We start from the raw sequence: 21,410 nt of genomic DNA, 5'->3' as shown, positions 1-21,410 counted from the left end.
CGGCCCGCCCGCGCCCACGCCCGTCGGCGGCGCCCCACGAGGGGCGCGCGGGCGGCGCCGCCTCGGACTAGAGTGGGGCGTCGACCGACCTTGGCCACGGGGGACTGGATGACGATGCGCGACACCGACCGGGCCCTGGTGCAGGCCGCCACGGCGGTCGCCAAGCTGCGCTGCCGCAGCGAGAACCACACGGTCGCCGCCGCCGCGCGGACCACCGACGGCCGGGTCTTCACCGGGGTCAACGTCTACCACTTCACCGGCGGTCCCTGCGCCGAGGTGGTCGCGGTCGGCGCCGCCGCCACGCAGGGCGTCACCGAGCTGGAGACGATCGTCGCGGTGGGCGACCGGGGGCGCGGGGTGATCCCGCCCTGCGGGCGCTGCCGGCAGGTGCTGCGCGACTACTTCCCCACGGTCCGGGTCATCGTCGGGCCGATGGACGCGCTGCGCGTGGTGCACGTCGCCGAGCTGCTGCCGGAGACGTACGTCTGGGCCGACCAGCAGCTCGACGGGCCGACCGGCCCGGTCCCCGCGCCACGGCCGGCCGACTGACGCCCCCGGCCGCCTAACTGACGCCCGGCCCGCCGACGGCGCCCGCTGACGCCCGGCCGCCGGGCCGTCAGTCGCCGGCGGCGGCTTCCAGGACCGACCGGGGCAGCGGCACGCTCTCGAAGCGCACGATTCCCTCCGGCACCATCCAGCTCATCACCTGCACGCCGAGCCGCCCGGCCCGCACGGCCGGGTCGTTGTGGTAGAGCTCGCGGGCCTCCTGCGGCGAGACGGAGAGCACGACGAACCCGCGCAGCCGCTCGTCGTCGGCGTCGACGAACGGCCCCGCCGCCAGGACGAGCCCCTGCTCCACCAGCCCCGCCTGGTGCGCCAGGTGGGCGTCCTGCAACCGGTCGGCCGCGTCCAGCGGCAGGTCCGGCGCGTCCGCCGGCCGGAGCAGGAGCACCACCGTGTGCTGGTCGAATCGCATGCCCACACACTAGGGCGGCCGGGGCCGCCGTCCGCCCGGATCCGGCGCCGTCCGCCCTGCTCAGCGCCGCTTGGATCGACGACGGCGAGTTAGGCCCGGCCAGGGCGTTCCGCTACGGTAAGGCGACCCTAAGCCCGAACGTGCAGGAGCCTCGTGACCAGCCTCGCCATCCGACCGGCGCCTGCCGGCGCCCGGCCCCGGGCGCGTGGCGGTCGTCGGCTCGCAGTCACCGTGGCCGCCGCCGTGGTGCTGGGGCTGGCCGTGCTGGCGAGCTTCGCGCTCGGCAGCCGGGCGCTGGCCGTCGACGAGGTGTGGCGAGCGCTGGTCGCCCCCGACGGCGGCGAGGCCGCCACCATCGTGCGGGAACTGCGGATGCCGCGTACCGCGCTGGGCCTCGCCGTCGGGCTCGCCCTCGCCGTCGCCGGGGTCCTCTTCCAGGCCCTCACCCGCAACCCGCTGGCCGAGCCGCGGATCCTCGGCATCAGCGCCGGCGCCTCGTTCGGCGTGGTGCTGGCCATCTCCGTCTTCGGCGTGAGCACCCTGGCCGGGTACGTCTGGTTCGGCATCGGCGGCGCGCTCGGCGCCGGCGTGCTGGTCTTCGCCGTCGCCGCCAAGGCCCGCGAGGGCGCCAGCCCGGTCACCCTCGCGCTGGTCGGCGCGGCCCTCGACGCCAGTCTCGCCTCCGTGGTGTACGCGCTGCTCAGCATGGACGCCCGCACCTTCGAGGAGTACCGCTTCTGGGTGGTCGGCGGGCTGACCGGCCGGGACCTCACGGTGGCCGTACAGGTGGTGCCGTTCGTGCTGGCCGGGATGTTCCTGGCCGCGCTGGTCGCCCGGGGCCTGGACGCGCTGGCCCTCGGCGACGACGTGGCCCGGGGCCTCGGGCACCGGATCGGCCTGGTCCGCCTCGGCGGCGGTCTCGCCGCGGTCCTGCTCACCGGGGCGGCCGTCGCCGCCGCCGGCCCGATCGCGTTCGTCGGGCTCGCGGTGCCGCACCTGGCCCGCGCCCTGGTCGGCGCCGACCACCGGTGGACCCTCGCGGTCTCCGCGCTGCTGGGACCCGCGCTGCTGCTGGGCGCCGACGTCGTCGGCCGGCTCGTCGCGCCGCCCGGGGAGGTGCCCGCGGGCATCGTGACCGCCCTGGTCGGCGCCCCGCTGCTGGCCTTCCTGGTGCGCCGCGCGAAGGTCGTGACGGCGTGACCGCCCCCACCGCCCCGGCCGCCGGACGGCCGGCGGGGCGGCCCCGCGTCGGCGTCACCGCGCTGCCCGGGCGTTCGCTGGTGCGGATCGGTCCGGTCGCCGTGCAGGTCCGCCGCCGCTCGGTGCTGGTCGCCGCCGTGCTGGTCGTGCTGCTGCTCGCCGCGGGGCTGCTCAGCCTCTCGCTGGGCACCCCGTACGTCGCCCCGGTCGACGTGCTGCGCGCCCTCTCCGGCGCCGGCACCCCGTACGACCTGGTGGTCCTGGACCTGCGGCTGCCCCGGCTGGTGCTGGCGGCGGTGGCCGGCGCGGCCTTCGGGGTGGCGGGCACCCTGATCCAGAGCGTGGCGCGCAACCCGCTCGCCAGCCCCGACGTCGTCGGCATCACCCAGGGCGCCGGCCTCGCCGCGACGGTGGCCCTGACCGGTGGCGTCGCCGCCGTGCTCGTGGCGCCGGCCGCGCTGGTCGGCGGGCTGGTCGCCGCCGCGCTGCTGTTCGCCCTCGGCGCCCGGCACGGCCTGGCCGCCCAGCGGTTCGTGCTCGCCGGCGTGGCGGTCGCCTTCGCGCTGCGGGCCCTGACCGAGGTGGTCATGCTCACCGCCGACCCGATCGACGGGCTGCGCGCGCAGATCTGGCTGATCGGCACGCTCGCCGGCAGGGGCTGGACCGAGAGCCTGTGGATCGCCCTCACCCTGGTCGCGCTCCTGCCGGTGCTGGCCTGGGCCGGCTGGGCGCTGAACAGCACCGCCCTGGACGACGACACCGCCCGGGGGATCGGCCTGCGTCCGACGGCCCGTCGGGTCGGCCTCGCCGGGACAGGGGTGCTGGCCGCCGCGATGGTCACCGCCCAGGTGGGCGCGGTGGACTTCGTCGCCCTGGTCGCCCCGCAGCTGGCCCGCCGGCTGGTCCGCGCCGAGCGTCCGCCGCTGGTCGGCGCCGCGTTGCTCGGGGCGCTGCTGCTGGTGCTGGCCGACCTGGGCGGCCGGCGGCTGTTCGCCCCCACCCAGCTGCCCGCCGGCGTGCTGACCGCCGCCATCGGCGGCCCGTACCTGATCTTCCTGCTGCTGCGCGGCCGGCGGCGGTCCTCGTGAAGTCCGACCCTGGCAAGGAGGCGTGATGCTCTCCACCCGCGACCTGGTCGCCGGTTACGACGAACGGACCGTGCTGGACGGGCTCGACCTGGAACTGCCGGGCGACGCGTTCACGGTGATCGTCGGTCCGAACGCCTGCGGCAAGTCCACCCTGCTGCGCACCATGGCCCGCCTGCTCACGCCCCGGCGCGGCGCCGTGCTGCTGGACGGCACCGCCATCCGCGACCTGCCGACCCGCGAGGTCGCCCGCCGCCTCGGCGTGCTGCCGCAGAGCCCGCTGGTGCCGGAGGGCGTCACCGTGGCCGACCTGGTGGGCCGGGGCCGGCAGCCGTACCAGCGGTGGTGGCGGCAGTGGTCGGAGTCCGACGGCGTCGCCGTCGAGCAGGCCATGGCGCTCGCCGACGTGACCGGGCTGGCCGACCGGCCGGTGGACACCCTCTCCGGGGGCCAGCGGCAGCGCGTCTGGATCGCCATGACCCTCGCGCAGGACACCGAGGCGCTGCTGCTGGACGAGCCCACAACCTTCCTCGACCTCGCCCACCAGGTCGAGGTGCTGGACCTGCTGCACCGGCTGCGCGTCGAGCGGGGCCGCACCGTCGTCGCCGTGCTGCACGACCTCAACCAGGCCGCCCGGTACGCCGACCACCTGATCGCGATGCGCTCCGGCGCCGTGGTGGCCGCCGGGCCGCCCCGGGAGATCCTCACCGCCGACCTGGTCCGGGACGTCTTCGGCCTGGACTGCGTGGTCGTGCCCTGCCCGGTGACCGGGGCGCCCCTGGTGGTGCCCGCGCTCACCGGCGCCTCCCTGCCTCGCCCCTCGGCCGGGGACGCGGCGACGCCGCTGACCGGCTCGTACCCCTCGAAAGGAATCTGATGCGTCGTCTCGCCGCCGCCCTCACCGCGGCCCTCGCTCTCGGCGTCGGTCTCACCGCCTGTGGTGAGAGCGACCCGGTCGCCGACACCACCACCGGGCAGACCCGGGAGATCACCCACGCCATGGGCACCACCAAGGTGCCGACGGAGCCCAAGCGGGTCGTCGTGCTCGACACCGACAAGATCGACACCGCCCTGACCCTCGGCGTCACACCGGTCGGCGCCGCCACCGCCGGCGAGGCGAGGAGCTGGCCGACCTACTTCGGCGAGGAGAAGCTCGCCGGCATCAAGGAGGTCGGGGTGCTCACCGAGCCCGACCTGGAGGCCATCAACGCCCTCAAGCCGGACCTCATCCTGGGCAGCAAGTTCCGCCAGGAGAAGTTCTACGACGAGCTGGCCGCCATCGCGCCGACCGTCTTCACCGAGAAGGTCGGCGTCACCTGGAAGGAGAACTTCCTCTTCGACGGCGCGGCGCTCGGCAAGGAGCAGCAGGCCAAGGACCTGCTGGCCGCGTACGAGACGCGGGCCAGGGAGTTCGGCGGCAAGCTCGGCGACGCCGCCACCCGCAAGGTCTCCATCGTCCGCTTCATGCCGACCGAGATCCGGGTGTACGGGCCGGACTCGTTCTCCGGCATCGTCATCGGCGACACCGGCCTGGGCCGCCCCGAGCGCCAGCAGCTCACCGGCAAGGAGGACCGGCGGATGGACCGGGTCAGCCCGGAGCGCGTCGGCGAGGTCGACGGCGACGTCATCTTCGTGACCGCATACGGCGAGAAGGCCGCCGCCGAGCAGGCCAAGGTCACCGGCGGGACGCTCTGGAAGGGGCTGTCGGCGGTCAAGGCGGGCAAGGCGCACGTGGTGTCCGACGAGATCTGGATGACCGGCATCGGCATCGGCGCCGCCAACAAGATCCTCGACGACCTGGCCAAGTACCTCACCGCCTGACCGGTACGCGCGCGGCAGCCCCCTACGGCTGCCGCGCGTCACCCGTCACGGACTCGCCGGCGGCGCGCCGCAGCGAGCGGTACCGGGGCAGGTCCTCGCGGGCCGGCCCGTCCCGGCGGATCCGCTCCGTCGGCCGCACCGCCGGCTGGTCCGGCACCCGTGGTGCCTCCCCGCCCTGCGTGACCAGGTCCTCGGTCTCCTGGACCAGGTAGTGCGGCCGACGTTTGGTCTCGTAGTAGATCCGGCCGATGTACTCCCCGATCACGCCCAGGATCGTCATCTGGATGCCGCCGAGGCCGATCACGCTGACGATGATGGTGGTGTAGCCGGGAACGTCGATCCCCTTGCTGACGGCGTCGGCGACCACCCAGGCCATGTAGACCACCGCGATCAGGGTGAGGAACAGGCCGCCGTAGATCGCCAGACGCAGCGGCCGGTTGTTGAACGACAGCAGCCCGTCGAACGCGTAGTTGAACAGCTTGCCGAACGTCCACCTGCTCCGGCCCGCCTGCCGGGTCTGGTTGCCGTGCGCGACAACCACCGTGCGGAACCCGATCCAGGAGAACAGCCCCTTCGAGAAGCGGTTGTACTCGGGCATCGCCAGCACCGCGTCCACCGCGAGCCGGGACAGCAGCCGGAAGTCGCCCGCCCCGTCCAGCAGCCGCACGTCGATCCACCAGTTGACCAGCCGGTAGAAGGAGCGCGACGCCAGCATCCGTACGAACCGGTCACCGCGCCGGTCCCGGCGGGCGATCACCTGGTCGAAGCCCTGCCGATACAGCGCCACCATGTCGGGCAGCAGCCACGGCGGGTGCTGGAGGTCGGCGTCCATGATGACGACCGCGTCGCCGGTGGCCCGCTCCAGCCCGGCCAGCATCGCCGCCTCCTTGCCGAAGTTGCGGCTCAGCGACGTGTACCGCACGCGGGGGTCGGCGGCGGCGAGCCGGCGCAGCGCCACGAGGGTGCCGTCGGAGCTGCCGTCGTCGACGTACACCACCTCGATCTCGACGTCGGTCAGCTCGGCGACGGCGGCGTTCACCGCCGCGTGCAGCCGCTCCACCGAGGCCTCCTCGTTGAAGCAGGGCACCACCACCGACAGGCGCACGTCCGTCACCCCGTCCGGCCGGCGCCCGAGGACGCCCGGCGGCGCCCACCGCGCCGCCTCGCGCCGGCCCGGTCAGAGGCGGTAGACCAGCACACCATCGATCTCCTCCCGGGTGATGCCCAGCCCGTCGTACGGCCGTTGCGCGATGCCCTCCCACGGGGTGCCGGCGGCCCAGCCCGGCAGGGCCACCACGGAGCGCACCCCGATGCCCCGCAGGTACGCCACGCTGCCCGCGTCGGGGAAGGCGGCCGTCGCAGCCCGGGTCTGCGCCTGGGTGACCGGCTCGAACCCGGCGAGCCCGTTCGTCACCCGGGGGAACCCGTCCGTCGTCCAGGACATGAAGATCAGATCGAGCGCGCCGCCGGCCGGCAGCACCAGCATCGGTTCCGCCGCCGTACGCATCGCCGCCGGTGGCGTGGGCACCACCGGGTGCGCCGTCCGGTTGACCCCCTCCAGCCCCACGAGGGCCAGCGGCACCAGCAGCAGCACCGGCGCCAGGAACCTCGCCCGACCGTGGGACGCCCACCGGCGCACCGCCGTGGCGAACACCGTCACGGCACCCGCCGCCAGCACCGCCAGCAGCAGGCTGGTCCAGTGCATCATCCGCCCCGGCGTGCGCAACGCGTCCCAGCCCGGCAGGTGCTTCGACAGCGTCAGGTAGCCCGGATCGCCGTCGCCGCCGAGGGTGACCCCCAGGCCCAGCAGCACCGTGCCGAGCACGCCGAGCGCCACCGCGACCCGACGCCGGGCCGGGTAGACCGAGACGAACAGCCCCGCCGCGGCCAACGCGAGCAGGACCATCCCGGGCAGCAGCGCCATCTCCGGCGGCCAGGTCAGCTGTTCGCGGGCCGCCGCGTGCCGCTCGCCCCACCACCACGAGTCCGCCGGGGCGGTGACGAAGCCGATCAGCGGCGGCGAGAACATCTCCGTCCAGGCCAGCGACCGTTCGGCCTGCGGATTGAGGTCGACGACGCGCAGGTAGACCAGGCCCAGCAGCAGCGTCACCGCCCCGAAGACGGCCCCGCCGGCCAGGTCGGCGACCAGCAGCCGCCGGCCGAACGCGGGCCGTCGCCCCCGCCGCCACCACGACCAGCCGTAGCCGCCGGCCCCGACCAGCACCGCGGCCAGCAGGAAGTAGACCAGGGGCAGCCCGATGCCGAAGCCCAGGCTGATCTGCCAGGCGGCGACGAGCCACCCCGCGAGGGCCCAGCCCGGTCGCCGGCGCTCCGGGCGGTACCCGTGCCGCAACGACCAGCCGTGGCCGCGCGCCAGCATCGCCAGGCACAGCGCGATCCCGCCGCTGGAGAGGATGTTGAGGTGCCCGGCGTGCGCCAGGCGCCAGGGCGCGTACGCCCACGCGACGCCGGCGACCGCCCCGCCCAGCCGGCCCGCGCCGAGCTGCCGGGCCAGCGCGTACGCCCCGACGAAGGCCAGCGCGTGCACCAGCACGTACGCCACGTTGTAGCGGACCAGGGCGGCCTCGAAGCCCGAGCCGAGCATGCCGAGCGGGGCGTAGCCGAGCAGGGTGTCGCTGTAGGCGTACGTGTGGGTCTCGGGGAAGAACGTGTTGGAGTGCCAGAGGCCGGTCGGGTTGTTCAGCAGGGCGTGCCCGGCCCAGGCCATCTGCCACGCCTGCAACGTGGGGTCGCCGATGTCGCCGGGGATCGTGCTCGCCGGATGCCGCATCGTCGGCCAGGTCAGCACCACCGCCAGCAGCAGCCCGCCGAGCACCGCCAGCGTCCATTCGTGCCACAGCCATCGCCACCGCTCCCGCCGGCCGGGGGGCCCGGGGGCGGGCACCTGTTCGTCTTCGGCGATCTCGGCGGGTGGACGGGCGTCCATGGACCCGGTGGTCATGAAGATAGATGATTCACGATGCTGGGCGCCGTGTCGATCCGCCGCCCGGGATGTGGGCTTCCACGCGGATCCCCGGTAGGCGCCCGGCCCGGCCATGTCGGTCGGGCCGGGCGGGCGGATCGGGTGGTGGGAAGGGATCAGGCGGCGGTGGCCCAGATGGCCCGGAAGGCCGCCGCCTCCCCGGCCAGCCAGCGCTCGATCTGCTCGGGGCGGGCGTCGGCGGGCATGCGGTGGGCCTCGCCCCGACGCACGTCGACCAGGACCGGCTCGGCGTGCGGGAGCACCGCGTCCATGTGCCGGGCCATCAGGTGCAGGGTGGCGAGCGTCGCCTCCTCGCTGGGCGGCGCCTCGTCGAAGTGCAGTCGGACGGCCTCGACGCGACCGTCGGCGTGCCGTACGCCGAACTGGGGGTTGACCTTGACGGGGAGGTCGCCGAGCATCGCGAGCGCGTCGCGGGTCTGGGCGAGGTCGACGGACCTCGGCTCGCCGAGGGAACGCAGCCAGGCCGTCGCGCCGGGGGCGAGGGCCTGGTAGAGCGGGCGCCAACGCGGCTTGACCACGTCGACCACCTGGTCGAGGTGGGTGCCGCCGGTGTGGAAGGCGATGTCGGCCTTGAGCGCCTTGACGAACTGGCCGTGCGGGTTGAAGCCGGAGCGGCTGGCCCGCTGCTTGCGCAGGCCCCCGACGAAGGTGGCCTTCGTCGGGCCGGTGCGGTCGACGTAGCGGGTGAAGCCGAGCAGGGTGGCGTAGGGGGTGGGTGGGGCGGAGGCGGGCGTGGTCACGGGCGTCCTCCCAGGTCAGGACCTCGATTAGTACATACATTCTAATCGACGGGTGTGACATCTCCCAGGCTTTGCGGAGCGTTCCTCGGGCGGCCTGGCGAGGGCGGGCACGATGGAAGGTCACCCCTGCGTGGCGGAAGATCCACACCGTGCCGACGGCCCCGCCGAGGCGCGCCGCGGCCCGGTCGCACGTGCCGGCCGGGGAATGTCCGCCTGGCCGCTGCGCCGTCGTGCGCGGCACCCATTCCCGCAGGGTTTTCCGCCCCGGGAAGAAATAAAGGGAAAGGGAGCGTCCGCCCCTTTCCCTTCTCAACGTATATCGCACCGGGGGGCTTGCGGCAAGACCCCGTTCGTGCCGCAGAATCACCGGCCGAGGCCGCGAGCTGCGGAAACGGAAACCCATGAAATGTATGAGTCGTCGTCGTGCGGCCCGCGCGGAAACGTCGGGCCGGTGGTGGTGCGCCCGGGGCGGGTACCGCGCGAACCGCGCGGCATCGCGAGCCAGGATCCTGAACGAGATCGGAGTTGCCGTGAATCCTCTGACGGCCAGCGCGTTCGACCTTCCCGACCACCTCGCCGCCAAGGCCGATCCGACGCTGATCGCCGCCGACGAGCGGCACTTCGCGGCCGTCGCGCGGAGCATCGAGCAGTCGAGCACCGAGTTGTCCGACCGCCTCGACGCCGAGCGCCGGGCCCCCGGTGGCAAGGGCCGGCAGGCGGTGGACCGGGACATGGAGGTCCGTCGGCTGGCCGCCCGCCTGCGCACACTGCGCCGCTTCGGCGTGGACCTGTGCCTCGGCCGCATGGTCGGCGCCGACGATTCCGCGCCCGTGTACGTCGGACGACGCGGCCTCACCGACGGCGCGGGCGCACGACTGCTGCTCGACTGGCGTTCCCCCGCGGCCGAACCGTTCTTCGCGGCGACCCACGCCAACCCGATGGGCCTGGCGAGCCGCCGCCGGTACCGCTGGACGCGCGGCCGGATCACCGACTACTGGGACGAGGTGTTCACCCCGGACGCCCTCGCGGGGCACACCGCCACGCTCGACGACCAGTCCGCCTTCATCGCCAGCCTGGGCGCCAGCAGGTCGCCGCGGATGCGCGACGTGCTCGGCACGATCCAGGCCGACCAGGACGCCATCATCCGCGCGGGATCGAGCGGTGCCCTCGTCGTGGACGGCGGCCCCGGCACCGGCAAGACCGTCGTCGCCCTGCACCGCACCGCGTACCTCCTCTACGCCGACCCGCGCCTCGGTCACCGCCGCGGCGGCGTGCTGTTCGTCGGGCCGCACCAGCCCTACCTGGCGTACGTCTCCGACGTGCTGCCCAGCCTGGGGGAGGAGGAGGTGCAGACCTGCACCCTGCGCGACCTCGTGCCCGAGGGCGCCTCGGCGAGCGTCGAGACCGATCCGGAGGTGGCCCGGCTGAAGTCGTCGGCGGCGATGGTGAAGGCGATCGAGTCGGCCGTCAGGTTCTACGAGGAGCCGCCGACCGCACCGATGACGGTCAGCACCGACGAGGCCGACATCCGGCTGCGCGCCGCCGACTGGGCCGAGGCGTTCGAGGCGCCGGGGCCCGGTACGCCCCACAACGAGGCGCGCGACGAGGTCTGGGAGGAACTGCTCACGATCCTGGTGGAGAAGTACGACGGCGACGAGCCCGACGACCTGGTCCGCGCCTCGCTGCTGCGCAACCGGGAGCTGCGTACGGCGTTCAACCGGGCCTGGCCGCTGATCGCGGCGACCGACCTCGTCGGCGACCTGTGGTCGGTGCCCGCCTATCTGCGCCGGTGCGCTCCCTGGCTCGGCCCCGACGAGATCCGCACGTTGCAGCGCCCCGACGCCCGGGCCTGGACGGTGTCCGACCTGCCGCTGCTGGACGCGGCACGGCAACGGCTCGGCGACGCGGAGGCGTCCGGGCGCAGGCGCCGGCAGGAGGCCGTCGTCGCCGTCGAACGCGCGCGCATGGCCGCCGTCGTCGACGACCTGATCGAGGCCGACACCTACGACGACGGCGAGGGCGTGCTGTCGAGCCTGCGCCAGCTGGACCTCCAGGACGCCCTGGTCGACGAGAGCGCCCTGCCCCACGTCGAGCCGGACCTGCTCGCCGGACCGTTCGCCCACATCGTGGTGGACGAGGCTCAGGAGCTGACCGACGCCGAGTGGCAGATGCTGCTGATGCGCTGCCCGTCGGGGAGCTTCACCATCGTCGGGGACCGCGCCCAGGCCCGGCGCGGGTTCACCGAGTCGTGGCGGGAACGGCTGGAGCGCATCGGGCTCGACCGGATCACCCTGACCTCCCTGACCGTCAACTACCGGACGCCGGAAGAGGTCATGGCGGAGGCCGAGCCCGTCATCCGGGCCGTGCTCCCCGACGCCAACGTGCCGACCTCCATCCGCGGCGGCGGCGCTCCCGTCGTACGCGGATCCGCCGCCGACCTGGGCCCGATCCTCGACACGTGGCTCGCCGCGCACGCCGAGGGGACCGCGTGCGTCATCGGCGATCCCACGTTCCGGGCGACGTCCCGGGTCCGGTTGCTGACGCCGGAGCTGGCGAAGGGGCTCGAGTTCGACCTGGTCGTCCTCGTCGACCCGGAGGCCTTCGGCGCAGGCGTCGAGGGAGCGGTCGACCGCTACGTCGCGATGACCCGGGCGACCCGGCAGCTCGTCATCCTCACCACGTCCTGAGAGGCGAGCGCGGCGGCCCCTGCCACGCACGCCGGGCGCCGGGCGCCGCGACGTCGGCCGTGTGGCGACGAGGAGCGTCGGCGGTGTCACGACGCCGGGCGCCCGGCGTCTCGTCGCCGCAGGAGGAGGCCGACGGCGACGGCGGAGACGGTGCCGAAGCACCCGAGCGCCATCGCGACGACGTGCAGGGCGGCGGTGAAGCCGTCGCCGGCGAGCTGCCCGCCGCTGACGACGGCGAGGGTGGAGCCGACGACCGCGAGCGCGATGGTCTCGGTGCCGAGCCGGCCGGTGTTGAACAGCCCCGCCACGGTACCGGCCTGACGGAGGGGCGCGCTGGAGATGGCGAGTCCGTCGATCACGCCGGTGGTGGCGCCGACACCGGTCCCGATCAGCAGCAGCGGCAGGAGCAGGATACCCGGCGTGCTGTCGGGACCGATGGTGATGAGGGCGCACATGCCGGCCGTGCCGAGGGCGATCGCCCCGACGCAGAGCAGGCGGGGTGATCGACGCGCGACCGCCGCTCCGACCAGGGGCAGGGCGACCGAGGGCAGGGTGAGCATGAGCATCCACAGCCCGGCTCGCCCGGCGTCGAGGCCGGCGACGTCGATGAGGTAGGAGGGCAGGTAGACCAGAAGGGGCACGAGCAGTCCCATCATGGTCGCGGCGACCAGCGAGTACCCGACGAAGCGCTGGTTGCGCAGGAGGCCGAGGTCGAACATCGGGTCGGCACGGCGCTTCTCGACCCGTACGAACCCGATCCCGCACGCCGCGAGGGCGAGCAGCGCGGCGATCACCAACGGATGCGCGGCCCCCAGGGTGGGTGTCTCGACGAAGAGCCAGATGAGAAGCGCGAGCGCGGCGGTGAACAGGATGCCGCCGCCCCAGTCGACGCCCTTCCCGGCACCGGGCAGGGCGGGGAGGAAGGGGCACAACAGCAGCACGACTCCCGCCAGCGCGGCGGGGACCGCGAAGACGGCCCGCCACCCGAGCGCGTCCACGAGCAGGCCGGAGATCGTGGGTCCGAACGCGAGGCCGGCACCGAGGACCGCGCCGAGCGCGCCGAACACCCGGGTCCGGGCCGGTCCGGCGAAGGTCGCGGCGAGGGTGGACTGGCCGGTTGCCGTCGCCGCTGCCGCGCCGATGCCGGCGAGGACGCGTGCGAGGTTCAGGACCGTGGCGTCCGGGGCGAGCACGCAGAGCACGCTGCCGGCGAAGAAGACCGCGACCCCGGCGGCGAAGAGGCGGCGCTTGCCGAGCAGGTCCGCCAGCGAGCCGCCGAGGGCCAGGAACGCGGCGAAGCAGAGGTTGTAGCCGTTGACGACCCACTGCGCCGCGGTGAGCGACGCGTCGAGGTCGTGCTGGATTCCGGGAAGAGCGACGGACGCCCCGGTGATCGTCAGCGGAAACGACAGCGACGACAACAGCACCGCCGTCAGGGTGAGGGCGCGCGCGTTCACCGCGACCACCGACCCGGGACGGCGGCGGTCGGGAGGAGACGAGAGCGGGGGGCGTCACGGGGGACGGGACAGGTGAATGCAGCACTGTGCACGAAAGGCTCCGGACATCGCATGCGGAGCCGGGCAGCTCGGACGGCCACACCGGCGAAGGGTCGCTGATGCGGCGGAGCGGAAACGCAGAGCGTTCGGGAGTCTGGGGTTTCGCGCCGCCGCTACGGGCGGCGCACCCTGTCCGAGGCGGGCACGGGGTCAACCTAGTCCAGGGCGGTTCACCCCGGCAACGCGATACCTGTGGGCGGGGTCCCGGAGCACCGCAGCGGGGCCGGCCGGAGCCGGCCCCGCCCGGTCGTGGCGGTGGCTAGAGCTGCCCGACCGAGGTGATCCGGACGACCGCCGCGCCTGCCTCGTCGGAGGCCGCGAGGTCGACCTCGGCGCTGATGCCCCAGTCGTGGTCACCCTCGGGGTCGTCGAGGATCTGCCGGACCGTCCACCGTTCCCGACCCTGCTCGATCATCAGCAGCGCGGGGCCGCGCGCGTCCGGCCCCACCCCGATCTCCCCGTACGCCTCGAAGTACGGCTCCAGGGCGTCGGCCCAGGCGTCCGCGTCCCAGCCCGACGCGGCGTCCAGCTCACCGAGGTCGTACCAGCGGCGCAGGGCGGCCAGCTCGACCCGGCGGAACAGGGCGTTGCGCACCAGCACCCGGAAGGCGCGGGCGTTGCGGGTGACCGCCGGAACGCGGTCGTCCAGCGCCTCGGCGGCCTCGGCGGCGTCGGTGGGGTTGCGCAGTCGCTCCCACTCGTCGATGAGGCTGGAGTCGACCTGGCGGACCAGCTCGCCGAGCCACTCGATGAGGTCGATCAGCTCCTCGGTCTTGGCGTCCTCGGGCACCGTCTGCCGCAGCGTCTTGTACGCGTCGGCGAGGTAGCGCAGCACGAGGCCCTCGGAGCGGGTCAGCCCGTAGAACTGCACGTACTCGGTGAAGGTCATCGCCCGCTCGTACATGTCCCGGACGACGGACTTGGGGGAGAGCTGGTGGTCGGCCACCCACGGGTGACCCTGCCGGTACATCTCGTACGCCGAGTCCAGCAGTTCCGCCAGCGGCTTCGGCCAGGTCACCCCGTCGAGCAGTTCGAGGCGGGCCTCGTACTCGATGCCCTCCGCCTTCATGGCGGCGACCGCCTCGCCGCGGGCCTTGAACTGCTGCGCGGAGAGCACCTGACGCGGGTCGTCCAGGATCGACTCGACAACCGAGAGCACGTCGAGGGCGTACGCGGGGGACTCGACGTCGAGCAGCTCGATCGTGGCCAGCGCCAGCGGGGAGAGCGGCTGGTTGAGGGCGAAGTCGAGCTGGAGGTCGACGGTGAGGCGGACCCGCCGCCCGGTCTCGTCGGGCTCGTCGAGCTGCTCGACGACGCCGCCCGCGCGCAGCGCCCGGTAGATGGCGATGGCGCGGCGGATGTGCCGCCGCTGGGCGGCGCGCTCCTCGTGGTTGTCGGTGAGCAGGTGGCGCATCGCGGCGAACGCGTCGCCGGGGCGGCCGATGACGTTGAGCAGCATCGAGTGGCTGACGTGGAAGCTGGAGGTCAGCGGCTCCGGCTCGGCCTCGACCAGGCGGTCGAAGGTGGGCTTCCCCCAGCCGATCGACCCCTCCGGCGGCTTCTTGCGCACCACCTTGCGCCGCTTCTTCGGGTCGTCGCCGGCCTTGGCGAGCGCCTTCTCGTTCTCGATGACGTGCTCGGGGGCCTGCACGACGACCCGGCCGACGGTGTCGAACCCGGCCCGCCCGGCCCGCCCGGCGATCTGGTGGAACTCGCGGGCCTTGAGCAGCCGGGTGCGCACCCCGTCGTACTTGGACAGGCCGGTGAACAGCACGGTGCGGATGGGCACGTTGATGCCCACCCCGAGGGTGTCGGTGCCGCAGATGACCTTGAGTAGGCCGGCCTGGGCCAGGGTCTCGACGAGCCGGCGGTACTTGGGCAGCATCCCGGCGTGGTGCACGCCGATGCCGTGCCGCACCAGCCGGGACAGGGTCTTGCCGAACCCGGAGGTGAACCGGAAGTTCCCGATCGCGGTGGCGATCATGTCCTTCTCGGCGCGGGTGCAGACGTTGACGCTCATCAGGGCCTGCGCGCGTTCCAGGGCGGCGGCCTGGGTGAAGTGCACGACGTAGACGGGTGCCTGCTTCGTCTCCAGCAGCTCCTCGAGGGTCTCGTGCAGCGGAGTCATCGCGTACGAGAAGATCAGCGGGACCGGCCGCTCGGCGGAGCGGACGACGGCGGTGGGCCGGCCGGTGCGCCGGGCCAGGTCGTCGACGAAGCGGGTGGTGTCGCCCAGCGTGGCGGACATCAGGACGAACTGCGCCTGCGGCAGCTCGATCAGCGGCACCTGCCATGCCCAGCCCCGGTCGGGCTCGGCGTAGAAGTGGAACTCGTCCATGACCACCTGGCCGACGTCGGCGCGGTCGCCCTCGCGCAGCGCGAGGTTGGCCAGGATCTCGGCGGTGCAGCAGATGATCGGCGCGTCGGCGTTGACGCTGGCGTCGCCGGTCAGCATGCCGACGTTGTCGGCGCCGAAGACCTCGCAGAGGGCGAAGAACTTCTCCGACACCAGCGCCTTGATCGGGGCGGTGTAGAAGGTCGTCCGGTCGTCGGCCAGGGCCGCGAAGTGCGCCGCGATGGCGACCAGGCTCTTGCCGGACCCGGTCGGCGTGTTCATGATCAGGTTGGCGCCGGAGACGATCTCGATGACCGCCTCCTCCTGGTGGGGGTAGAGGTCGAGGCCGCGCTCCTTCGCCCAGCCGGCGAACGCGTCGAAGAGGGTGTCGGGGTCGGCGCTTGTCGGCAGCGCGGCGGTGAGCGTCATAGCGCGTCCATGGTGCCTGGATCATGCCCCCGAGCGCCAACCGGCCGGGCGGGAGAGGCGGGAAGGGGCCGCTTCGGCGCCGGAGCGGCCCCCGCCTTCACGACCGGCGGTGGATCAGGTCGAAGATCGGGCGGTCCGCCCGCAGGGCCCGGCGCTCGAACTTGGTGACCGGGCGGTGGGCGGGGCGGGGCGCGAAGCCGTCGTGCGCGTCGACCAGCCCCGGGTCGGCGTCCAGGGTCTTGCGCATCGCCTCGGCGTACTCGGCCCAGTCGGTCGCGCAGTGCAGGGTGCCGCCGGGCGTCAGCCGGGAGCGCAGCAGCGCGACGTGGGCCGGCTGGATGATCCGCCGCTTGTGGTGCCGGGACTTGGGCCAGGGGTCGGGGAAGAAGACGTGCACGGCGTCCAGCGACGCCTCCGGCAGGCCCGCCACGAGGTCCAGGGCGTCGCCCTGGGCCACCCGTACGTTGCGCAGGCCGTGCCGCTCCACCAGGTCCAGCAGGTTGGCGATTCCGGGCGTGTGCACCTCGACCGCCAGATAATCTCGACCGGGGTCGGCGGCGGCCATCTCGGCCGTGGTGTCGCCCATCCCGGAACCGATCTCCAGCACCACTGGGGCCCGGCGGCCGAACAGGGCGGCCAGGTCCACCGGCGTGCCGGGCCGCTCCGGGACGTGCAGGCCGTAGACCGGCCAGAGCCGATCGAGGGCCTCCGTCTGGCGGCTGCTCATCCGGCCACGGCGCGGGTGGAAGGTCCGGATCGTCCGGGCGGTGGGCGGCGCGGGGACGGCGGCGGGGAAGTCGGTGGAGGTCACAACGACCTGAGCGTACGCGACGACCGCGCCGAATCGGATGTGATGTTCGCCCGGGGATGAGAGGATCCATCCCGTACGGCAGGCCGGGAGCCTGGTGTTGCCCCGGCGCTGCCCCAACGCGCCGGGAGGGGGCGTCGTGTCGGTGCACCGTGGCGGTGTGGCGCTCGCGATCGCGACCGTGTTCGTCGGGCCGCTGCTCGCGGCCGCGCCCGCCCTCGCCGGTGCGCCCCAGCCGGGGCCGCCGGGGCCGAACGTCTTCGTCGAGGTCAGCCCGAGCACGGTCGAGCCGGGGTTCCTCGTGGGGATCCGGGCCAGTTGCCGCAACAACTCCATCCCGGCGACCGTGGTCTCGGACGCCTTCGGTCGGGTGCAGGTGCAGCCGCAGGGCGGCACGTTGACCGCCGCGCCGATGGTGCGGGAGCGCACCCGCCCCGGCAACTACCGGATCAAGCTGGAATGCCGCGACGGCGAGACCGCCTCGACGATGCTCCAGGTCGTCAAGGCGGTGAAGCCCAGCCGCGGCCCGGCGACCGGGTTCGGCGGTGGCGCCGGCGGCTTCACCGGCGGGCTGCTGCTGCCGGGTGGCCTCGCCCTGACCGTGACCGGCATCGTGCTCGCGGTCCGGGCGGCGCGCCGTCCGCGTACCGCCCGTGGCGCCGCCCGACGCTGAGCCGCCTCATGGCCACCACGCCCGCCCCGCAGCCGGCCGCCGCAGCGGCCCGGGGGGCGCGGCCGCCCGGACGTCGCCCCTGGTCGGTGCCGCTGGCCGTGGTGCTGGTGCTGGCCGGGGTCTTCGCCACCGGCGCGGGGCTGGGGCGCACCGCCGGCCCGCTCGACTGGGCCGCCGGCGGCGGGCAGGAGCGGCCGGCGCGCAGCGAGAGCGGGGCACTGTCGGCCAGCCGGCCGGTGCGCCTGTCGGTTCCCGCGATCAAGGTGTCCGCCCCGGTGGCCCCCGTGGGTCAGGCCCGGGACGGCTCGATCGCCGTACCGCCGCTGGAGCGCGCCGACGAGACCGGCTGGTACGACCGGGGCCCCACCCCGGGCGAGCCGGGCCCGTCGGTCATCGTCGGGCACGTGGACACCAAGCGCGGCCCGGCGGTCTTCTACGACCTGCACAAACTGCGCCCGGGCGACACCGTCGACGTGACCCGGGCCGACGGCTCGGTCGTGGTGTTCAAGGTCGACTCCGTGGAGCACTTCCCCAAGGAGCGGCTGCCGGCGGAACGGGTCTACGGCGACGAGGGCCCGCCGGGCCTGCGCCTGATCACCTGCGGCGGCGACTGGCTGGGCGGCCGGACGGGCTACGCCGACAACATCATCGCCTTCGCCACGCTGCTCTCCTCCCGCCCTGCCTGAGCGGCGGGAGGGCGGGTCAGGACCGGCCCGGGACCTGCTGGACGACCTCGAACTCCAGGAGGGTGGCGCCGGAGGCGACCGGGGCACGCTTCTCGCCGGCGTGGGCGGCACGCGACGGGCCGGCGGCCCATGCCTGATAGGCCTCCTCGGTCTCCCAGCGGGTGTACACGAAGTAGCGGTTCTCGCCGGCGACGGGACGCAGCAGTTCGAAGCCGAGGAAGCCGGGTGAGTTCTCCACGGCTCCCGCCCGGGCGGCGAACCGCTTCTCCAGTTCCTCGCCCGCGCCGGGAGGGACGTCGATTGCGTTGATCTTCACGACTGCCATGGCTCCACCCTAGCGACGACGTCGGAACTCAGAACGACTCGACCGCCGGAACCAGGTCGGCGTCGAGGACGATCGGCGCGTGGTCGGAGGGGCCCTTGCCCTTGCGCGCCTCCCGGTCCACGTACGCCGAGCGGACCGCCCGGGCGAGCGGCGCGGAGGCGTACACGAGGTCGATGCGCATGCCCTTGTTCTGGTGGAACATGCCCGCCCGGTAGTCCCAGTAGGTGAACGGGTGCGGGCCCTTCATCGGGGTGGGCACCACGTCGGAGAGCCCGAGGTCGCGCAGCGCCGCGAGGGCCGCCCGTTCCGCCGGGGTGACGTGCGTGGAGTGGGTGAACACCGCGGGGTCCCAGACGTCGGCGTCGGTGGGCGCCACGTTGAAGTCGCCGCAGACCGCCAGCGGCAGGCCGCTGGTCAGCTCCGCCTCCAGCGCGTCGCGCAGCGCCGCGAACCAGTTCAGCTTGTACGCGTAGTGCGGGTCGTCCGGGGCCCGGCCGTTCGGCACGTACACCGACCAGACCCGGACCCCGTCGCAGGTCGCCGAGATGGCGCGGGCCTCGGGCTCGGGGAAGCCCGGTTCCCCCGGGAACCCCACCGTGACGTCGGCCAGGCCGACCCGGGACAGGATCGCCACCCCGTTCCACCGGCCGTCGCTGTGGCTGGCCACCGTGTAGCCCAGCTCGCCCACCTCGGCCACCGGGAAGGCGCCGTCCGGGCACTTCGTCTCCTGGAGGCAGACGACGTCCGGCCCGGTGCCGGCCAACCAGTCCAGCAGCCGGGGCAGGCGGGCCTTCACCGAGTTCACGTTCCAGGTCGCCAGACGCATGTGACCAGCCTGCCCCATCCGCGCGCGCGTCGCCGGGTCAGCTGCCCGGGGTGTCGCCCGGGCGGGTCTGCTCGGCCAGGAACCGTTCCAGCTCGGCGCCCAGTTCGTCGGCGGTGGGCAGCGGCCCGGCCTCGGCGGCGAGCAGGTTCTTCTCGCCCCGGCCGCGCGCGAACGCGTCGTACTGCTCCTCCAGGGCCTGCACCAGCTGGGCGGCGTCGTCGGTCTGGGCGACCTGCCGGTCGATCTCCACCCGGACCACCTCGGCCGCCGAGCGCAGGCCGTCGCGGGGCAGCAGCAGCCCGGTGCTGCGCGACACGGAGGCGAGCAGCACCTCGGCGGCGGCCGGGTACTCCGTCTGCGCCACGTAGTGCGGCACGTGGGCGGCGAAGCCGAGGGCGTCGCGGCCCAGCTCACCGAGGCGGTACTCCAGCAGGTGGCCGACGCTGCCGGGCACCTGTACGCGCTGCAACCACGGTTCGTAGCCGGCGATCAGCTCACGGCGGGTGGCGTGTGCGGTCACCCCGGCCGGCCGGGTGTGCGGCACGGCCATGGGGATCGAGTTGAGCCCGACGGTGAGCCGGACGTCCAGCCGCGCCGAGATCCCGGCGATCGCGGCCACGAAACGCTCCCACTGAAGGTCCGGCTCCGGGCCGGTGAGCAGCAGGAAGGGCGTCTCGTCGTCGTCGCGGAGCAGGTGCAGCTCCAGCGCCGGGGCGTCGTACGACTCCCAGTGGTCCTCGACGAAGGTCATCACCGGCCGGCGCGAGCGGTAGTCGAAGAGCTGGTCCACGTCGAAGCGGGCGATCGGGCGGGTGTCCAGGGAGGTGAGCAGCTGCTCCCTGGCCAGTCGGGTGGCGCTGCCGGCGTCGACGAAGCCGGTGAGGGTCTGGATCAGCACCGGCTGACCGAGGTCGGGCAGATCGTCGGTGAGCTCGTAGAGCTCGTGTGGGTCGAGCACCGGTGCGGACCTCCCTGGTCGTGCGTACGGGTCGCCGTGCGGAGCCGGCACCCGGTTCGGGGAACGTACCCGTCATCCTCGTGCATTCCTCGCCGCGCCCCGCCGCGGGTCGCCACGTGACCGGTAATCGGGCGTATGCCCGCAAGCCCGCCGTCGGGCGACGAAGCGTGGCCGTCAGGGTGACCAGACTATCGACCGAACGGGGGAGTTTGTAGATCATGGGCCGGTCGCCGGTGGTTTGTCCGCCTTCCGGGCGCACCGGGTCGCCCCGGGGCCCTCCGGAGGTTCGACCGGTCCGCGAGGTGCGTCCCGGCGACTGCCCGGCACGGCACGGGCGTCCACCCGGCCTGGGCCATATCGTGAGGAAAGCCACGAGATCACCTCGGGTGCTCGGCGTGTCGGCCTGCCTAGCCTCGGCTGATGCCTGACGACCGCACCCTCGATGACCAGCTCGCCCCGAGTGAGCCGATCGACCGTTCGGACGATACCCCCTCGTACGACCGGTCAACCAGTCTGCGCGCCGCCACGGCGTACGCCCGCCTGCTGACGCGCGGGCCGGTCCGGGCCCGGATCGCCCTCGCCACCGGCGTCCTGTGCTGCCTCGGACTGACCGCCGTCGCCCAGGGGGGCCGGGATGGCTCCGTCGACCCTGCCCCCGCCGCTGCCCCCTCCGCGCTCGCCGAGCGCGCCGAGCCGGATCCGGCCTCCCGCAGCCTCGAACGCGTCGCCGTCTCCGCCAGCCCCACCCGCACCGCCGACCCCGACACCACCACCCCCGCCCCGAAGAAGACCACCCGCAGGCCGGTCGACCCCGCCCCGGTGGTCGGGCTCGACAACGCCCAGATGGAGAACGCCGAGGAGATCGTGCGGACCGGGCGTGAGATGGGGATGCCCCGGCGCGCGCTGGTGATCGCGGTCGCCACCGCGATGCAGGAGAGCAACCTCTACAACGTCGCGAGCGGGGTGCTTCCCGAGTCCCGCGAGTACCCGCACCAGGGCATCGGGTGGGACCACGACTCGGTCGGGCTGTTCCAGCAGCGCTCCAGCAGCGGCTGGGGCGAGGTCGGCGACCTGATGGACCCGGAGTTCGCCACCCGGCAGTTCCTCTCGGCGCTGGCGCGGGTGCCGGGCTGGCAGCAGATGCGGCTCACCGATGCCGCCCAGGCGGTGCAGATCTCCGCCTACCCGGAGCACTACGCCAAGCACGAGTGGCGCGCCACCAAGGTCGTCGCGGCGTGCCTGGAGGCCGGGCAGTAGGCTCTCACCGACCATAGTGGACGGTTGCGGTTCGGGCATCCGGG

19 protein-coding genes are annotated in these 21,410 nt (G+C 73.9%); 9 read left to right on the top strand and 10 right to left on the bottom strand.

Annotated features, from left to right (window positions below; translation table 11 throughout):
* Positions 1–108: 108 nt before the first annotated feature.
* Positions 109–549: a cytidine/deoxycytidylate deaminase family protein gene (locus AC5L34_RS18405; RefSeq protein WP_089001133.1), complete on the top strand. Its 441-nt coding sequence runs from the start codon at positions 109–111 to the stop codon at positions 547–549.
* 67 nt (positions 550–616) lie between these two features.
* Here AC5L34_RS18405 and AC5L34_RS18400 read toward each other — a convergent pair whose 3' ends face one another.
* Positions 617–976 carry a YciI family protein gene (locus tag AC5L34_RS18400; protein WP_363621771.1) on the bottom strand — a complete coding sequence of 120 codons (360 nt, stop codon included), beginning with the start codon at positions 974–976 and terminating at the stop codon, positions 617–619.
* A gap of 153 nt (positions 977–1,129) precedes the next feature.
* Here AC5L34_RS18400 and AC5L34_RS18395 point away from each other — a divergent pair, with 153 nt between their 5' ends.
* From AC5L34_RS18395 to AC5L34_RS18380, 4 genes are read left to right on the top strand one after another with little or no spacing between them, the layout of a single operon-like run.
* On the top strand, positions 1,130–2,176 hold the full coding sequence (locus tag AC5L34_RS18395) for a FecCD family ABC transporter permease (protein ID WP_494826090.1): 1,047 nt from the start codon (positions 1,130–1,132) through the stop codon (positions 2,174–2,176).
* Positions 2,173–3,264 carry a FecCD family ABC transporter permease gene (locus AC5L34_RS18390; RefSeq protein WP_441176394.1) on the top strand — a complete coding sequence of 364 codons (1,092 nt, stop codon included), beginning with the start codon at positions 2,173–2,175 and terminating at the stop codon, positions 3,262–3,264. The genes AC5L34_RS18395 and AC5L34_RS18390 overlap by 4 nt, the downstream gene beginning before the upstream one ends.
* Positions 3,265–3,289: 25 nt before the next feature.
* Complete coding sequence (locus AC5L34_RS18385) at positions 3,290–4,138, top strand: ABC transporter ATP-binding protein (protein ID WP_441176395.1); 849 nt, start codon at positions 3,290–3,292, stop codon at positions 4,136–4,138.
* The gene (locus tag AC5L34_RS18380) at positions 4,138–5,082 is read left to right on the top strand and encodes an ABC transporter substrate-binding protein (protein WP_441176396.1); all 945 of its coding nucleotides are present in this window, start codon (positions 4,138–4,140) and stop codon (positions 5,080–5,082) included. The genes AC5L34_RS18385 and AC5L34_RS18380 overlap by 1 nt, the downstream gene beginning before the upstream one ends.
* Before the next feature lie 22 nt (positions 5,083–5,104).
* Here the strand turns inward: AC5L34_RS18380 and AC5L34_RS18375 are convergent, their stop codons facing one another.
* The 3 genes from AC5L34_RS18375 to AC5L34_RS18365 form a co-directional block, all read right to left on the bottom strand.
* Positions 5,105–6,196: a glycosyltransferase family 2 protein gene (locus AC5L34_RS18375; RefSeq protein ID WP_441176397.1), complete on the bottom strand. Its 1,092-nt coding sequence runs from the start codon at positions 6,194–6,196 to the stop codon at positions 5,105–5,107.
* 63 nt (positions 6,197–6,259) lie between these two features.
* Entirely contained in the window at positions 6,260–8,029 is a 1,770-nt protein-coding gene (locus AC5L34_RS18370) for a hypothetical protein (RefSeq protein WP_494826213.1), read from the bottom strand.
* A 152-nt stretch (positions 8,030–8,181) separates the two neighbouring features.
* Complete coding sequence (locus AC5L34_RS18365; RefSeq protein ID WP_494826087.1) at positions 8,182–8,826, bottom strand: hypothetical protein; 645 nt, start codon at positions 8,824–8,826, stop codon at positions 8,182–8,184.
* A 539-nt stretch (positions 8,827–9,365) separates the two neighbouring features.
* On the opposite strand from AC5L34_RS18365, the gene helR reads away from it, so the two are divergent.
* A complete protein-coding gene (gene helR / locus AC5L34_RS18360; RefSeq protein ID WP_494826211.1) occupies positions 9,366–11,513 on the top strand; it encodes an RNA polymerase recycling motor ATPase HelR in 2,148 nt (715 codons plus the stop codon).
* Positions 11,514–11,599: 86 nt separating this feature from the next.
* Here the strand turns inward: helR and AC5L34_RS18355 are convergent, their stop codons facing one another.
* From AC5L34_RS18355 to trmB, 3 genes are all read right to left on the bottom strand, one after another.
* On the bottom strand, positions 11,600–12,970 hold the full coding sequence (locus AC5L34_RS18355; protein WP_494826085.1) for an MFS transporter: 1,371 nt from the start codon (positions 12,968–12,970) through the stop codon (positions 11,600–11,602).
* Between the two features lie 358 nt (positions 12,971–13,328).
* Positions 13,329–15,833: a DEAD/DEAH box helicase gene (locus AC5L34_RS18350; RefSeq protein WP_494826083.1), complete on the bottom strand. Its 2,505-nt coding sequence runs from the start codon at positions 15,831–15,833 to the stop codon at positions 13,329–13,331.
* Positions 15,834–15,930: 97 nt separating this feature from the next.
* The gene (gene trmB / locus AC5L34_RS18345; RefSeq protein WP_441176402.1) at positions 15,931–16,644 is read right to left on the bottom strand and encodes a tRNA (guanosine(46)-N7)-methyltransferase TrmB; all 714 of its coding nucleotides are present in this window, start codon (positions 16,642–16,644) and stop codon (positions 15,931–15,933) included.
* Positions 16,645–16,786: 142 nt separating this feature from the next.
* Here trmB and AC5L34_RS18340 point away from each other — a divergent pair, with 142 nt between their 5' ends.
* Positions 16,787–17,314: a hypothetical protein gene (locus tag AC5L34_RS18340; protein WP_441176494.1), complete on the top strand. Its 528-nt coding sequence runs from the start codon at positions 16,787–16,789 to the stop codon at positions 17,312–17,314.
* A gap of 8 nt (positions 17,315–17,322) precedes the next feature.
* Entirely contained in the window at positions 17,323–18,000 is a 678-nt protein-coding gene (locus AC5L34_RS18335; RefSeq protein ID WP_441176403.1) for a class F sortase, read from the top strand.
* Between the two features lie 16 nt (positions 18,001–18,016).
* Here the strand turns inward: AC5L34_RS18335 and AC5L34_RS18330 are convergent, their stop codons facing one another.
* The 3 genes from AC5L34_RS18330 to AC5L34_RS18320 are packed head-to-tail and all read right to left on the bottom strand — an operon-like array spanning position 18,017 to position 20,109.
* Positions 18,017–18,325 carry an antibiotic biosynthesis monooxygenase family protein gene (locus tag AC5L34_RS18330; protein WP_363895835.1) on the bottom strand — a complete coding sequence of 103 codons (309 nt, stop codon included), beginning with the start codon at positions 18,323–18,325 and terminating at the stop codon, positions 18,017–18,019.
* Positions 18,326–18,353: 28 nt separating this feature from the next.
* Positions 18,354–19,151, bottom strand: a complete 798-nt coding sequence (locus AC5L34_RS18325) for an exodeoxyribonuclease III (protein ID WP_441176405.1) — start codon at positions 19,149–19,151, stop codon at positions 18,354–18,356.
* Positions 19,152–19,188: 37 nt separating this feature from the next.
* A complete protein-coding gene (locus AC5L34_RS18320) occupies positions 19,189–20,109 on the bottom strand; it encodes a proteasome assembly chaperone family protein (protein ID WP_494826079.1) in 921 nt (306 codons plus the stop codon).
* A 420-nt stretch (positions 20,110–20,529) separates the two neighbouring features.
* On the opposite strand from AC5L34_RS18320, the gene AC5L34_RS18315 reads away from it, so the two are divergent.
* A complete protein-coding gene (locus tag AC5L34_RS18315; RefSeq protein WP_441176407.1) occupies positions 20,530–21,366 on the top strand; it encodes a peptidase M23 in 837 nt (278 codons plus the stop codon).
* The last annotated feature ends 44 nt before the right edge of the window (positions 21,367–21,410 follow it).

The sequence above is a fragment of the Micromonospora sp. ZG13 genome (genome assembly GCF_059359355.1).
This window is presented reverse-complemented; position numbering and strand designations above follow the sequence as displayed.

Bases quoted from the DNA above. Each gene is read 5' to 3' on its own strand.
- AC5L34_RS18405 (WP_089001133.1), top strand. From the start codon at position 109: ATGACGATGCGCGACACCGACCGGGCCCTGGTGCAGGCCGCCACGGCG.
- AC5L34_RS18400 (WP_363621771.1), bottom strand. From the start codon at position 976: ATGCGATTCGACCAGCACACGGTGGTGCTCCTGCTCCGGCCGGCGGAC.
- AC5L34_RS18385 (WP_441176395.1), top strand. From the start codon at position 3,290: ATGCTCTCCACCCGCGACCTGGTCGCCGGTTACGACGAACGGACCGTG.
- AC5L34_RS18380 (WP_441176396.1), top strand. From the start codon at position 4,138: ATGCGTCGTCTCGCCGCCGCCCTCACCGCGGCCCTCGCTCTCGGCGTC.
- AC5L34_RS18370 (WP_494826213.1), bottom strand. From the start codon at position 8,029: ATGGACGCCCGTCCACCCGCCGAGATCGCCGAAGACGAACAGGTGCCC.
- AC5L34_RS18350 (WP_494826083.1), bottom strand. From the start codon at position 15,833: ATGACGCTCACCGCCGCGCTGCCGACAAGCGCCGACCCCGACACCCTC.
- AC5L34_RS18335 (WP_441176403.1), top strand. From the start codon at position 17,323: ATGGCCACCACGCCCGCCCCGCAGCCGGCCGCCGCAGCGGCCCGGGGG.
- AC5L34_RS18330 (WP_363895835.1), bottom strand. From the start codon at position 18,325: ATGGCAGTCGTGAAGATCAACGCAATCGACGTCCCTCCCGGCGCGGGC.
- AC5L34_RS18325 (WP_441176405.1), bottom strand. From the start codon at position 19,151: ATGCGTCTGGCGACCTGGAACGTGAACTCGGTGAAGGCCCGCCTGCCC.
- AC5L34_RS18315 (WP_441176407.1), top strand. From the start codon at position 20,530: ATGCCTGACGACCGCACCCTCGATGACCAGCTCGCCCCGAGTGAGCCG.